This is a genomic window from Candidatus Symbiopectobacterium endolongispinus (assembly GCF_018777385.1).
Lineage (GTDB): Bacteria > Pseudomonadota > Gammaproteobacteria > Enterobacterales > Enterobacteriaceae > Symbiopectobacterium > Symbiopectobacterium endolongispinus.
This window is the reverse complement of record NZ_JAFJYB010000001.1, coordinates 1-12,519: the sequence shown is the minus strand read 5'-3', so window position 1 is coordinate 12,519 and position 12,519 is coordinate 1. Positions and strand designations below refer to the sequence as shown.

At 52.7% G+C, this 12,519-nt stretch carries 11 protein-coding genes and 2 pseudogenes; 9 read left to right on the top strand and 4 right to left on the bottom strand.

Annotated elements, in window-relative coordinates; translation table 11 throughout:
• Positions 1-305: 305 nt before the first annotated feature.
• Positions 306-890: an FAD-binding protein gene (locus JZM30_RS00065; RefSeq protein WP_252317151.1), complete on the bottom strand. Its 585-nt coding sequence runs from the start codon at positions 888-890 to the stop codon at positions 306-308.
• 137 nt (positions 891-1,027) lie between these two features.
• Entirely contained in the window at positions 1,028-1,417 is a 390-nt protein-coding gene (locus JZM30_RS23435; RefSeq protein ID WP_286673411.1) for an FAD-binding protein, read from the bottom strand.
• Here JZM30_RS23435 and JZM30_RS00055 point away from each other — a divergent pair.
• From JZM30_RS00055 to deoD, 7 genes and pseudogenes are all read left to right on the top strand, one after another.
• Complete coding sequence (locus JZM30_RS00055; RefSeq protein ID WP_252317149.1) at positions 1,391-2,611, top strand: ISL3 family transposase; 1,221 nt, start codon at positions 1,391-1,393, stop codon at positions 2,609-2,611. The genes JZM30_RS23435 and JZM30_RS00055 overlap by 27 nt on opposite strands.
• A 38-nt stretch (positions 2,612-2,649) precedes the next feature.
• Positions 2,650-3,321, top strand: coding sequence for a HAMP domain-containing protein (locus JZM30_RS23745; protein ID WP_252317949.1), 672 nt, complete (start codon positions 2,650-2,652; stop codon positions 3,319-3,321).
• A pseudogene (locus JZM30_RS00045) lies at positions 3,297-3,920 on the top strand (methyl-accepting chemotaxis protein). The gene JZM30_RS23745 and the pseudogene JZM30_RS00045 overlap by 25 nt, the downstream one beginning before the upstream one ends.
• Before the next feature lie 358 nt (positions 3,921-4,278).
• Positions 4,279-5,058 carry a deoxyribose-phosphate aldolase gene (gene deoC / locus JZM30_RS00040; protein ID WP_252317148.1) on the top strand — a complete coding sequence of 260 codons (780 nt, stop codon included), beginning with the start codon at positions 4,279-4,281 and terminating at the stop codon, positions 5,056-5,058.
• A 41-nt stretch (positions 5,059-5,099) separates the two neighbouring features.
• Complete coding sequence (gene deoA / locus JZM30_RS00035) at positions 5,100-6,434, top strand: thymidine phosphorylase (RefSeq protein ID WP_252317948.1); 1,335 nt, start codon at positions 5,100-5,102, stop codon at positions 6,432-6,434.
• A gap of 63 nt (positions 6,435-6,497) precedes the next feature.
• Positions 6,498-7,721: a phosphopentomutase gene (deoB, locus tag JZM30_RS00030; RefSeq protein WP_252317147.1), complete on the top strand. Its 1,224-nt coding sequence runs from the start codon at positions 6,498-6,500 to the stop codon at positions 7,719-7,721.
• Between the two features lie 50 nt (positions 7,722-7,771).
• The gene (gene deoD / locus JZM30_RS00025; RefSeq protein ID WP_252317146.1) at positions 7,772-8,491 is read left to right on the top strand and encodes a purine-nucleoside phosphorylase; all 720 of its coding nucleotides are present in this window, start codon (positions 7,772-7,774) and stop codon (positions 8,489-8,491) included.
• Positions 8,492-8,581: 90 nt separating this feature from the next.
• On the opposite strand, the gene JZM30_RS00020 is transcribed toward deoD, so the two are convergent.
• Both JZM30_RS00020 and fhuF read right to left on the bottom strand, forming a co-directional pair.
• On the bottom strand, positions 8,582-9,061 hold the full coding sequence (locus JZM30_RS00020; protein WP_252317145.1) for a discoidin domain-containing protein: 480 nt from the start codon (positions 9,059-9,061) through the stop codon (positions 8,582-8,584).
• Positions 9,062-9,107: 46 nt separating this feature from the next.
• The gene (gene fhuF, locus JZM30_RS00015) at positions 9,108-9,938 is read right to left on the bottom strand and encodes a siderophore-iron reductase FhuF (RefSeq protein ID WP_252317144.1); all 831 of its coding nucleotides are present in this window, start codon (positions 9,936-9,938) and stop codon (positions 9,108-9,110) included.
• Positions 9,939-10,021: 83 nt separating this feature from the next.
• On the opposite strand from fhuF, the pseudogene fhuD reads away from it, so the two are divergent.
• Both fhuD and JZM30_RS00005 read left to right on the top strand, forming a co-directional pair.
• Positions 10,022-10,975 (top strand): annotated as a pseudogene (gene fhuD, locus JZM30_RS00010) (Fe(3+)-hydroxamate ABC transporter substrate-binding protein FhuD).
• Positions 10,960-12,519: iron ABC transporter permease (locus tag JZM30_RS00005; protein ID WP_252317143.1), on the top strand; the 1,560-nt coding region annotated here is incomplete at its 3' end. The pseudogene fhuD and the gene JZM30_RS00005, both read left to right, overlap by 16 nt.

Genomic DNA, 12,519 nt, shown 5'->3' with positions numbered 1-12,519 from the left:
TCGAGTACGATTATGCGCATCAGTTTGCCGTTTCCTGTTTGGAATTACTACCGCGTCAAACCACATTTTGTTAAATTCACCGCGTTCATTTACCCGTGCATTTTTACACCCGAGGACAGCAGGAATAAAGAAAGGTAAATAACGTCGTTGACATGTTGCATAAAATAATCGATGAGAGAGGAAGTTAAAGGCGTTTATTGAAAACACTGTTATGAAATGATTAACCTTTATTACAATCGCAAGTTGATTCACTCAGGCTGAATCAACCCGAGTGAATCTGTGAGTGCATGTCAGGAGGAAAGCAATTAACTCTTTTTATCGCTGGCTTTCATGACCAGTGGCTTTTTTGCCCCCAGGTCTTGCGCAATGTTTTCCGCCGCAATGCGCGCCGAGTTGATAGCAAAGCCAACGGTGCTGCCTGCCATCACCAGATCGTAACTGTCACCGTACATGCCTCCGGCATCGTTGCCGATCACGCACAGACCAGAAACAGGGACGTTTTTATCATCAACCGCCTGCAATTTTTCGTTCACCTTCACGCCGCCCAAGGTACCGAGTGAGGTTGCCACGCTCTTCACCGCATAGAAGGGTGCTTTCACAACAGGACGCAGATAGCGGGCATCTTTCACGAAATCTTCATCGTGGCGGACGTTGCAAAATTGGTTGTAACGCTCAATGTTGTCTTTCAGCGTTTGATAATCCATGCCGGTTTTTTGCGCCAGCTCTTTGATGGAGTTCGCACGGAACGCTTTGCCGGCCGCCTCGCCTTTTGCAAAGTGCTCTTCCAGTTTAGTGAGTTTGGTGGCAACGGGGACCATCACGCCAACGCCAACATCAATGCCGTGATCGACCATGTAGTTTTTGGTGTCCTCGTCATACAACACAAACATCGTTCCACCCTGATTTTCCAGGGCATTACCAGCAAAAGGCCACTGCTCAATTTGGCTTCGTTGGTGAATCGTTCGCCCTTGGTGTTTAGCCACAAATGGGGCTGTTTAGCAGAAGCCGCGTAATGGTTGGTGGTGGACTATTTTGACGGCCCCGGACGATAGGACATATTGATAAATTCACGACCATCTTTTGCTGCGCCGGCTGCCCAGGCCATTTTAATGCCGTCACCCACTTTCCCCGGGATACCAACCACTTCCACATCGGGGAAGCGGGTATACTCGGTCAGCATCTCTTTATTGCTGCCGAAACCACCGGTGGCAATAACCACGGTTTTGGCATTGATACGAATGGATTCACCGGCAGAGCTTTCTGCCATGAGTCCTACGACTTTTCCTTTTTCATCGGTGATAAGCTGTTTGCCTGCTGTTTTCAGGGTCTTCCCTTGTTGTGGTGGCTGAAGGCATGATAATGGCGTATTAAATCGCCAGAGGTCACCACCATGGACGAAAAGTCTCTCTACGCTCATATCCTCAACCTGTCTATTCCGTGGCAGGTAAAGTCTCTTTCTCTCGATGAAAATGCCGGTTCTGTTACCGTTACAGTTGAGATTGCGAAAAACACTCAGTTAACCTGTCCAACCTGCGGGAAATCTTGTCCTATTCACGATCACCGACATCGTAAATGGCGCCATCTCGATACCTGTCAGTTCGCGACAATAGTCGAAGCTGATGTACCCCGTATTATGTGCCCGGAGCATGGCTACCAGACGCTGTCTGTTCCATGGGCCGGCCCCGGTAGCCGGTATACGCTGTTGTTCGAGTCGTTCGTTATCTCATGGCTGAAAATCAGCACCGTGGATGCCGTCAGGAAACAGCTGAGGCTGAGCTGGAATGCTGTCGATAATATTATGCAACGGGCGGTTAAGCGTGGACTGGCCCGTCGAAAAACACCTCAGGCCGCACGTCATCTCTGTGTTGATGAGGTCGCTTTCAAAAAGGGGCATCAGTACGTCACCGTTATCTCTGATACCCAAGGACAGGCATTGGAACTCAAAGATGATCGCGGAGTTGAAAGTCTTGCTGGCTATCTCCGGAGTCTGGGTGACCGCCAGATTGAATCCATTAAAACCCTGTCGATGGACATGAATCTATCCTATATAAGCGCAGCGCGGCTCCATCTGCCTAACGCGGTGGAGAAGATCGCGTTCGACCACTTCCATGTAGCGAAAATGCTCTGTGCCGTCGTAGATAAAACACGACAGTTGGAGATGAAAACCATCCCGTTACCGGCACGAAAAAGTGCACATCGTTCCCGTTATCTGTGGTTGTACGGTCGCCATAAACGTCATGGTCGAATAGCAGAAAGACTGGAAGCAGCGCAGATGGTTCTGCCTGATACCAGCCGTTGCTGGGCAATGAAGGCGCTGGCCCGGGAACTCTGGAACCGCCGGTATGACGAACACAGCAGGCGTCTGTGGCTGGAATGGATAGGGATGGCAAAAGACGTTGGTGTCCCGCTACTAAGCAGCGCCGCCCGGACGTTACGTAAACGACTGTACGGGATCCTGAATGCCATGAAACACAGGGTATCAAACGGTAATGCAGAGTCACTAAACAGCAAGATAAGGCTGCTGCGGATCAAGTCCAGAGGATACCGGAACAAAGAACGCTTTAAGGTGGCAGTGATGTTCCATTACGGCAGGTTAAACATGTTGTTATGAGTCTCCCACCATGATAGGGGAAGACCCCACTCAATCAGATTGAGAATGCACTTAAAACCTATAACCAACAATGGACGCTATACAGTAATACCTATCTGACGGGCGAAGAGAAAACGTTGTTTGAAAAATATGCAGCGTTGCGCCAAACCTATTATCAAAACGTTATTATTCCTGCTATCAATGCCATAAAGAACCATGACAAAGATACGCTGGAAGATATTATTAATCATTTGCTAAAAAAAGAGTATTTGCCGCAGCAACAGGTTATCGACCAGCTTATTAAGCTTCAATCTGACGTCGGTAGTGCACTATATTCTGAATCTCAAAATGATTTTAGCCAGATATTATCAATGGTTGTGATTATTTTTTTGGCCGGTGTCTTGATTGTGGCTCTTTCCGGCTGGCGATTGATTATGTCGATTGCAGTTCCTATCAAACATGCGGTGGAATTGGCGAGGAGCGTTGCGGGTGGCGATCTTACACACCAGGTCGAGATCACGTCGCGTGATGAAATGGGACAGCTTCAGACGGCGTTACAAGAGATGATGCTGAACCTGACCGGCATCGTTGAACGCGTTCACCGCAATGCCGATATCATTGCCGCGGCGTCCGGCCAGATCAGTAGCGGTAATATCGACCTCGCACCGAGCAACAGGCCAGTTCTTTGGAAGAGACTGCCGCCTCAATGGAGCAAATCACATCGTCGGTGACGCTGAATGCGACCAATGCCGCACATGCCAGCCAACTGGCGGTTTCTGCCTCTCAGCAGGCCGTCAAGGGAGGAAACATGATGGTGGAGGCGACTGCCGCGATGGAGCTGATGGTGACCTCATCACAGAAAATTACCAACATCATTAACGTGATTGAAGGCATCTCGTTTCAAACCAATATTCTGGCACTTAACGCCGCGGTAGAGGCGGCGATAGCCGGTGAACAAGGGCGCGTTTTGCCGTGGTAGCCGGAGAGGTGCGCTCGCTGGCGCAGCGCCAGTGCGGCTAAAGAGATTAATGAGCTCATCAACGCCTCGGTTCAACAAGTAAGTCAAGGCCGCCATGTCGTCAGGAATGCAGGTAATGCCATTCAAGAAGTGGTGGCGGAGATTAAGCAGGTAGCCTCATTGGTGACCGAAATTTCAACTGCCAGCCATGAGCAAAGTTTAGGGATTGGGAAAATTAATACGGCGATTTCACAAATGGAGACAGTCACACAGCAGAACGCGGTGTTGGTGAATGAATCCGCCGCAGCTGCCAGTTCACTGGCCGAGCGTGCAGAAGAGTTCAGCATGGCTGTCGGTGCATTCCGCATCTGATTATCACTACGCGAAACACAAGGATGTGTTTCTCTCTAACCCGTTATACCTGTCATATTTCAAGTTGCATGTGCGTTGGCTACGCTCATTCACCCGAATCACTTACTTGAGTAAGCTCATCGGGATTCACTCGCTTGCCGCCTTCCTGCAACTCGAATTATTTAGGGTATATAACGTCCTTGCCGCTCACATTAATAGCCTACGGCACGTCGCGATCTCTCCTCCCGTCTTATACTTATAGAGCCGTGGTGGAAGAGTGACTCTCACCGCATTAATGTTGTTTAAATTATATTAAACTTATTTTTTGTTATTATTCTTACAATAAAGCGTGAAAAACCATAACATACAGGATATTGCTATGACTGACTTAACTGCTGTAGCGCAACGTGCGCTGGGGCTAATGGATTTGACCACCCTGAACGATGATGACACACCAGCGCGGGTGATCGCACTCTGTCAGCAGGCGCGCAGCGCGGCAGGAAACACGGCCGCCATCTGTATTTATCCCCGTTTTATCCCCCTGGCGCGTAAAACGCTGCATGAGCAGGGCACGCCAGAGATCCGCATTGCAACCGTGACCAACTTCCCTGAGGGCGGTGATGATATTGATATCGCCTGTGCGGAAACCATGGCGGCGATAGCCTATGGTGCTGATGAAGTGGACGTGGTGTTTCCCTATCGTGCATTAATGGCTGGGGACACGGAAACTGGCCATACGCTGGTGGCTGCCTGCCATACACTGTGTCAGAAGGCTGGCGTGGTGCTGAAAGTGATTATTGAAAGCGGTGAATTGAAAACCGATGCCTTGATTCGTCAGGCGAGTGAAATAGCCATCGACGCCGGTGCCGATTTTATTAAAACCTCCACGGGGAAAGTGGCGGTTAACGCGACGCCGCACAGTGCTGAAATCATGCTGCAAACCCTCCGTGATAAAAACGTCGGCGACCGCGTGGGCTTCAAAGCCTCAGGCGGTGTGCGCACCGCACAGGATGCGGCGATTTACCTGAAACTGGCTGATGACATCATGGGTGAAGGTTGGGCCGATGCCCGTCACTTTCGCTTTGGCGCATCCGGCCTGTTGGGCGATCTCCTTACCACGTTGGGACAGAATGGCGCTTCCTCGTCGCCGGGCTACTGATTGCGTGAAGCATTACGGCAGTTTGATCGGGAGGCATGGCTGTGTTTCTGACTCAGGAAATCATTCGCAACAAGCGTGATGGCAAGACGCTGAGCGAAGATGAAATTCGTTTTTTCATTAATGGGATATGTGATAACAGCGTCTCGGAAGGGCAGATCGCCGCGCTGGCGATGGCTATCTGTTTTCGCGATATGACCATGGATGAGCGCGTGGCGCTAACGCTGGCTATGCGCGATTCGGGCAGCCGATTACACTGGGACGATCTCAACTTGAATGGTCCTCTGGTGGATAAGCATTCGACCGGCGGCGTAGGTGATGTCACCTCCCTGATGCTGGGGCCTATGGTGGCGGCGTGCGGCGGCTATGTGCCGATGATATCTGGGCGTGGTTTGGGCCACACAGGCGGGACTTTGGATAAACTGGAGTCTATACCCGGCCTTAACATTTTCCCTGAAGACGATCAGTTTCGCTACATCATCCGCCAGGTCGGCGTGGCGATCATCGGACAAACCCGTTCTTTGGCACCTGCCGATAAGCGTTTTTACGCCACGCGAGATATCACCGCAACGGTCGACTCTATCCCATTGATCACCGCCTCAATACTGTGTAAAAAGCTGGCGGAAGGACTGGATGCGTTGGTGATGGACGTCAAAGTTGGGTCGGGCGCCTTTATACCCACTTACGCGCTGTCGGAACAGCTGGCGCAATCCATCGTTAGCGTAGCAAACCGAGCGGGTTGCCGCACCACGGCGCTGTTAACCGACATGAATCAGGTGCTGGCGTCGAGTGCGGGTAATGCGTTGGAAGTCCGTGAAGCCGTACGGTTTTTAACGGGTGAGCACCGTAATTCCCGGCTGTATGATGTTACCATGTCACTTTGCATTGAGATGTTGCTGGCAGGCCGTCTGGCTGAAAACTCGGATGAGGCGCGCCAGCGTCTGCAAGCGGTGCTGGATAATGGGCGCGCCGCTGAAGTATTTGGCCGTATGGTGGCAGCCCAGGGTGGGCCAACGGATTTTGTCGAACAGATGGGCGCTTATGTACCGGCAGCCGTGCTCAGTAAACCGGTATTTGCCACCCGCAGCGGTGTCATTACTGCGATGGACACCCGGGCACTCGGCATGGCGGTGGTCGCGCTAGGCGGCGGGCGCCGTCAGGCGGGGGACGCTATCGATCACAGCGTCGGGTTAGACGCCGTGGTGAGCCTGGGCGATAGCGTGGACGCCTTGCGTCCCCTGGCGGTGATTCATGCCAACAGTGAAACCGCGTGGCAAGCGGCGGCGCAGGCGGTTCGAGCCGCCATCAGCATAGGTGATGAACCGCCAATAGCCATGCCGATGGTTTATCGCTGCATCGGTGCCGATCAGGCTGATTAACCGTGAGTCACTTGGGCAACATTGAGCAACGCAAACGTCGCTTACGAAAGATGAGAGAAAACAATGAAACGTGCATTTATTATGGTTCTGGATTCATTCGGCATCGGTAGCAGCGCAGATGCGGCGCGTTTTGGCGATGCCGGTTCTGATACCCTTGGTCACATTGCGCAAGCCTGCGCCGAGGACAAAGCCAATCAAGGTCGTACCGGGACACTCCATTTGCCGAACTTAACCCGTTTGGGGTTGGGCAAGGCGGCGGAAGCCTCTACCGGGCATTTCCCTGCGGGATTGGATGCTAAGGCAGACATCATCGGTGCGTATGCGCATGCCAGTGAAATCTCCTCCGGTAAAGACACGCCGTCGGGCCATTGGGAACTGGCAGGAGTGCCGGTGCTGTTCGATTGGGGCTATTTCTGCGATCAGGAAAACAGCTTCCCGCAGGCATTGCTGGATTTGTTGGTGGAACGCTCCAATCTGCCTGGATATCTGGGTAATTGTCACTCATCCGGCACCGTTATCCTCGAGCAACTGGGTGAAGAGCACATGAAAACCGGGAAACCGATTTTCTATACCTCTGCCGACTCGGTGTTCCAAATAGCCTGTCACGAAGAGACCTTCGGGCTGGACCGGTTGTATGAACTGTGCGAAATCGCGCGCGAGGCGCTCACCGAAGGGGGCTACAACATCGGGCGTGTTATCGCTCGCCCTTTTATTGGCGACAAGCCGGAAAACTTCCAGCGCACCGGTAACCGTCACGATTTGGCCGTAGAACCCCCTGCGCCTACCGTACTGAAAAAACTGGTGGATGAAAAAGGCGGGCAGGTGGTTTCCGTTGGCAAGATTGCCGATATCTATGCCCAGGTTGGGATCACCAAGAAGGTCAAAGCGACCGGTATTGATGCGTTGTTTGATGCCACGTTGAAAGAGATGGATGCCGCAGGCGACGATACCATCGTGTTTACCAATTTCGTTGATTTTGACTCTTCCTATGGTCACCGACGTGATGTTGCTGGCTATGCAGCGGCATTGGAACTGTTCGATCGCCGCTTGCCGGAAATGCTGGCGCGGGTTAAACAGTGCGATATTCTGATTCTGACCGCCGATCACGGTTGCGATCCTACCTGGCCGGGCACCGATCACACCCGTGAACATGTGCCGGTATTGATCTACGGGCCGACGGTGACGCCTGGTTCACTCGGGCACCGCACCACGTTTGCTGATGTCGGTCAAACGTTGGCGCACTATTTTGGCGTGTCAGATATGGACTACGGCACCTCGATGCTGTGATCGCTGGTATTTACTGAATTCACTCGACGTACTCTATAAGGAATCAAAGAATGGCAACGCCACATATCAATGCGGAAAAAGGGGATTTTGCCGATGTTGTACTGATGCCGGGCGATCCGCTGCGTGCGAAGTACATTGCCGAAACCTTTTTTGAAAATGCCCGTGAAGTCAACAATGTGCGCGGCATGCTGGGTTATACCGGCAGTTACAAAGGGCGCGCGATTTCGGTGATGGGGCACGGTATGGGTATTCCGTCCTGCTCTATCTATACCAAAGAACTGATCACGGAATACGATGTGAAAACCATCATTCGTGTTGGCTCCTGCGGTGCGGTGCGCGAGGATGTGAAGTTGTATGATGTGGTGATTGGCATGGGCGCGTGTACGGATTCAAAAGTAAATCGTCTGCGCTTTAAAGATCATGACTTTGCCGCTATTGCCGATTTCGATCTGGTGCGTAATGCGGTTGACGCAGCTCAGGATAAAGGCATCACCGTTCGGGTGGGTAACCTGTTCTCTGCTGATCTGTTCTACACGCCAGACCCGCAGATGTTCGACGTGATGGAAAAATACGGCATTCTTGGCGTAGAAATGGAAGCGGCGGGGATTTATGGCGTAGCTGCTGAGTTTGGTGCCAAAGCGTTGGCTATTTGCACCGTCTCTGACCATATTCGCACCGGTGAACAGACCACGTCGCACGAACGCCAAACCGCGTTTAACGACATGATCACCATTGCGCTGGAATCTGTGCTGTTGGGTGATCGCCGCTAATCCTATTCGTAACGGTCATAAAAAAGCCCCGGCACCTGTTTGGCCGGGGCTTTTTGTTATCAGAACAACGTTATGACAACTCAGTCAGGGTTATTTAATGGCCCGCGTAGGAACCTGCGCTTCGCTGTTAAACGTGATTTCGTTGATGGCACTCCATTTATTAGTATCGGTGCCAAACGTTTCCAGCTTGATAAAGCGCGCGTTGACCGCCGGGAAGGTGAATTTCTCGCCCTCTTTGGCATCGTTAGACGTGACCAGATTATCAGCCAGTTTGGTCCAGCTCTTGCCGTCGGCGGAGTAGGAAACAGAGAACTTCAGCTTGCGCTCTTCCGCTTTGAACGGCACCAAGACAAAGTTTTCAATGGATTGCGCCTTATCGAGTTCCAACTGCACCCAACCTTCACCGTTTACCGCCCAGCGCGTTTTGTTATTACCATCAGTAATGTTGGCAGGGGTATGGCCCTTATCGGAGTCATAGCCGGAAGCGGTAACATTGGTGACTTGCGCTGCGGTAGAAGAGAGGGAAAACAGGCCTAACACACAGGCAGTGACCAGAGCGTATTTTTTCATTTTTTTTACCTCATTCACAGGGATAAAGGAACGCAGATTCATTGCGTTAATGTGAAATTAGAGTATGAAAAAAAAGAAACAAAATTTCAGTTATCCGTATCGCGTTATTGTGATTAGTGCAGCAGCAAAATGTGGTCAGCCCTTTACATATGTTGTGTCTTTGCGGTGTTCTGCGCGCAGACGCGGGCAACTCGGGCAGAGCACACCGCCTTCCAGACGATAAATCAGACAGCAGTGACGCCGCTCTTTTTTTTTGCTCACCAGAGGGAAGGGTACGTAAGCGGATCGGTTGATACAGACTTTTTTCGCCGTTGGCAAGCACTGGTCTATCGAGTAAATCTGCGGCGTGGCGCACATCCGCACCTTCTTGTTCTGCCTGATTCATCCCTTGGTAAAAACGCACGCCAGCATTATTCCAAAACAGAGCTGCACTTAGCCCTGAGAGTACGGAGAGCTGTTGGCATACGGGAGCGATGTGTTCATCGATCAGCGGTAAAAAAGCCTGCCACTCGCGCTCCTCAACCGGGCTGCCGAGCGAGGAGAGAACAAAGCGTTGTGGCGTACCTTGTTCGCTTTGCACATAAGCAATGTCAGCCAGATGATAAGGGAGTTGCCACTGATGGCGCAGATGTACATAGACCCAGGGTGCAACCAGTAACGCAAAATACCACTGCGACCATCTGGATATCAGGTAGGGAATCGCCTGCTCTGGCTGTCCTTGGGTCAGCGCGTGCAACCATGATGGTATTCCCGCTGTTAGCGGCGCTTGCAGTTGCGCAGTGGGAAAGAGTGCGGCCCCGTCAGGCGCAGAGATCAAAAAACGCGTTTCTATTACGCGTCTGATTTCGGCATGTTGTTCTAGGCCACAGCTATTCACACCGACTCCGATGGGGCATTGGCAACAGAAGGAGGATTTTGCATAATACGACCAAAATTGGAATGATAATAATTACTTTTCTTATGATTGGCTTATCGGGTGCCTTTTCTCGCCGTAATTTATTGAAACTGGCAGCGCTCTCTCCATGGTTGACGTCGGGCTTTGTCTCGGCGTCTGACCCTATTGTCAGCCTCGAACGGATTATTGCGCTGGAGTGGCGACCGGTAGAATTGTTGATGGCACTGGGCATTACCCCGCTTGCCGTGGCGGAGAAGGGGAATTATCACCGTTGGGTGGTCGAGCCGGCGTTGTCTCACTGTGTTATTGATGTCGGGTTACGCAATGAGCCCAATATGGAATTGTTGCAACGCCTCAATCCCTCTCTGTTTCTGGTGTCACAGGGCTTTGGGCCCGATATTGAACCATTGACCCGTTTGGCACCTTGCTTCGCTTCGGGTTTTCGCGATGCACAGCACCAACCGCTTGATGCAGCCAGGCGCGATCTGCTTTTGCTCGGTCAACGCTTGAACCTGATGCATGTTGCGGAGCAGCATCTGCTCGAATTTGATCGTGAGCTGGACATCCTTGCACAACGTCTTCGTGCTTATTCGCCTCGTCCTTTGCTGCTGTTCTCGCTGCTTGATAGCCGCCGTGCGCTGGTTATGGGCCATAACAGCTTGTTTAAAACGTGCTCACCCGGCTCGGCTTAGCCAATGCCTGGCAGGAGGAAACCAACTTTTGGGGGGAGTACTGTGGTCGGCATTGAGCGTCTAGTGCGCTACGAAGATGTGCAAGCGCTGTTCTTTGTTCAGGGCGATACCGCACTGCTGGATGCGGTGTCCCAATCAGCGCTGTGGCGCATGATGCCCTTTGTTCGGGACAACCGCTGGCAGACCTTGCCTGCGGTCTGGTTTTACGGTGCAACGTTCTCGGCGCTACGCTTTGCACGGCTTCTGGTGCAGGCGTTGGAGTCGAAGTCATTAGAACTTTTGGCCTGCTGTGGCTATCTGCACTGGCGTTGGTGGCGATTGGGCTGACCGGTGTGAATTTTAGTCAGTTGGTACCAGCACCTTTGTGGTGGCGCAGCGTGTGGAGCCCAGATGGGCAAGATGCCAACCAGATGTTGTTTCATTTCAGCCTGCTGCCCCGGACGGTGCTGTCGCTGCTGGTCGGTTCCTCGTTGGGACTGGTTGGCGTATTGTTTCAGCAAATTTTGCGTAACCAGTTGGCGGAGCCCGCGACGCTTGGCGTTTCCGCTGGCGCGCAATTATGCTTGGCCTTGGCAACGCTGTGGGCCTTGCCTGGTGGAGAGACAACGCGACAGTTGGCGACTATTGTTGGTGCAATAGCCGCGGGTGCCATTGTGTTTGGTGTGGCATCGGGGCGGCGAATGTCGCCCATTACCCTGATTCTCGCCGGATTGGTGGTGGGGCTGTATTGTGGTGCGGCGAAAAGCTTACTGACGCTGTTCAACCATGAACGTTTGCAAAGCCTGTTCCTGTGTGGCAGCAGTATGCTTAATCAGTATGACTGGAGCGCTGTTTCGTTCCTTTGGTCCCGGATGCTGATCGGCTTGGTTATCGTGTTACTCATGATCCGTCCGTTGGCAATGCTGGCATTGGACGACGCTGTTATCCGCAGTCTGGGAGTAAACCTGACTATGGCGCGTATTGCTGGGGTGGGTATCGCCATGGTGCTAAGCGCCATGCTAGTGAGCGTAGCGGGTGTTATCGGTTTTATTGGTCTATTTGCACCGTTACTGGCACGCATGTTGGGTGCCAGAAGGTTAGGCCCACAGCTTGCGTTGGCGATGCTGGTGGGGGCATTGCTGCTGGTCATCAGCGATCAGTGCATTATTCTGCTCGCACGCTACTGGCGCGAGGTGCCGACAGGGGTTGCGACCGCGCTGGTGGGCGCGCCGGTCATGTTGTGGCTACTGCCACACCTGCGCCATGTGAATGTGCCTTCGGTGGACACCGTTCGTCAATCTGTGCGTGAACGCGCGCTGAGCATGCCGTTATTGACCCTCTACGCTGCGTTGCTGCTGTTTCTGTTGCTGATCGCGTTGGGCAGCGGACAGGATCAAAACGGTTGGTACTGGTCGCTGCATGAGATGTGGCACTGGCGCTGGCCGCGCGTAGTTGCCGCGCTTTCGGCCGGTGCGATGCTTGCTGTTGCGGGCGCCTTGATGCAGAAGTTGACGGGAAATCCAATGGCCAGCCCGGAAGTATTGGGGGTCACCTCGGGGGCCGCTTTTGGCGTGGTTCTGCTGCTGTTATTGGTTCCGGGGGATGTGTCATCGTGGCGTTGGCTGGCCGGCAGTGCCGGCGCGGGTGGCACACTGCTGCTGATTATGCTGCTGGCAAACCGTGGCGGTTATTCTTCCAGTCGCCTTCTTTTGGTGGGGATTGCTCTGAGCACCGTATTTTCTACCCTGCTGACTTTTATTCTGGCGAGTGGCGATCAGTTGGTACTTGCTTATCTGGATGGACAGATTGCCAACGGGGGACGTGTTGGTTTCCTCGGTCAGCAAAACGCGCGCGATGTGCCGTTCAATGTCGTCAGCTACACCAGCAGAATG

Coding starts and splice junctions, on each gene's coding strand:
- JZM30_RS00065 (WP_252317151.1), bottom strand. CDS start 890: ATGTTTGTGTTGTATGACGAGGACACCAAAAACTACATGGTCGATCAC.
- JZM30_RS00055 (WP_252317149.1), top strand. CDS start 1,391: ATGGACGAAAAGTCTCTCTACGCTCATATCCTCAACCTGTCTATTCCG.
- JZM30_RS23435 (WP_286673411.1), bottom strand. CDS start 1,417: ATGAGCGTAGAGAGACTTTTCGTCCATGGTGGTGACCTCTGGCGATTT.
- deoC (WP_252317148.1), top strand. CDS start 4,279: ATGACTGACTTAACTGCTGTAGCGCAACGTGCGCTGGGGCTAATGGAT.
- deoB (WP_252317147.1), top strand. CDS start 6,498: ATGAAACGTGCATTTATTATGGTTCTGGATTCATTCGGCATCGGTAGC.
- deoD (WP_252317146.1), top strand. CDS start 7,772: ATGGCAACGCCACATATCAATGCGGAAAAAGGGGATTTTGCCGATGTT.
- JZM30_RS00020 (WP_252317145.1), bottom strand. CDS start 9,061: ATGAAAAAATACGCTCTGGTCACTGCCTGTGTGTTAGGCCTGTTTTCC.